The organism is Caulobacter sp. DWR1-3-2b1 (assembly GCF_049895765.1).
GTDB lineage: Bacteria > Pseudomonadota > Alphaproteobacteria > Caulobacterales > Caulobacteraceae > Caulobacter.
In genome coordinates this window covers 1-1,051 of sequence record NZ_JAFCSZ010000071.1, presented here as the reverse complement: position 1 = coordinate 1,051, position 1,051 = coordinate 1, and the positions used below count along the sequence as shown (strand labels likewise).

Below are 1,051 nucleotides of genomic sequence, written 5' to 3'. Positions count from 1 at the left end.
ATAGCGGGATGTTGTCGTGCTTCTTCCAGGGGTTCGACAGTTCTTTCCCCTTGAGGCTCTTGAGGCCCCGCACGATCCGGCGCCGCGTGCCGTGGGGCATGATCACGTCGTCGATATAGCCTCTGGAGGCCGCGACGAACGGGTTGGCGAAGGCAGCCTTGTACTCGGCCTCGCGGGCGGCCAGGGCGACAGGGTCCTTGGCCTCGGCGCGGAAGATGATCTCGACGGCCCCCTTGGCGCCCATCACCGCGATCTCGGCGGTGGGCCAGGCATAGTTCAAGTCGCCGCGCAGGTGCTTGGAGCTCATCACGTCATAGGCCCCGCCATAGGCCTTGCGGGTGATGACCGTGATCTTGGGCACAGTGGCCTCGGCATAGGCAAACAGCAGCTTGGCCCCGTGTTTGATCAGGCCGCCGTATTCCTGCTTGGTCCCGGGCATGAAGCCGGGCACGTCCACGAGCGTGATGATCGGGATGTTGAAGGCGTCGCAGAACCGCACGAAGCGGGCGGCTTTCCGCGATGAGTCGATATCCAGCACCCCGGCCAGCACCTGGGGCTGGTTGGCGACGATGCCGACGCTTTCCCCGTCCATGCGGGCAAAGCCGCAGATGATGTTCTTGGCCCAGTCGCTGCTGATCTCGAAGAAGTCGGCCTCGTCGACCATCTTCAGGATCAGTTCCTTCATGTCGTAGGGCTTGCCCGGATCGCTGGGGATCAGGGTGTCGAGGCTGGGCTCGTCGCGCAGGGCCTCGTCGAAGCTCGCGCGCTCGGGCGCGGGCTCGCGGTTGGAGCTGGGCAGGAAGTCGATCAGGCGGCGCACCTGGGTCATGGCCTCCAGATCGTTCTCGAACGCGCCTTCGGCCACGCCCGACTTGGCCGCGTGCACCCGGGCTCCGCCCAGTTCCTCGGCGGTGACCACCTCGTTGGTGACGGTCTTGACCACGTCAGGACCGGTCACGAACATGTAGCTGGTGTCCTTCACCATGAAGATGAAGTCGGTCATGGCCGGCGAATAGACATCGCCGCCGGCGCACGGGCCCATGATCACGCT

At 65.0% G+C, this 1,051-nt stretch carries 1 protein-coding gene; it reads right to left on the bottom strand.

From position 1 onward, the window contains the following. A partial coding sequence (locus ACP69S_RS22030; RefSeq protein WP_426000858.1) for an acyl-CoA carboxylase subunit beta occupies positions 1 to 1,051 on the bottom strand: 1,051 nt, incomplete at both ends.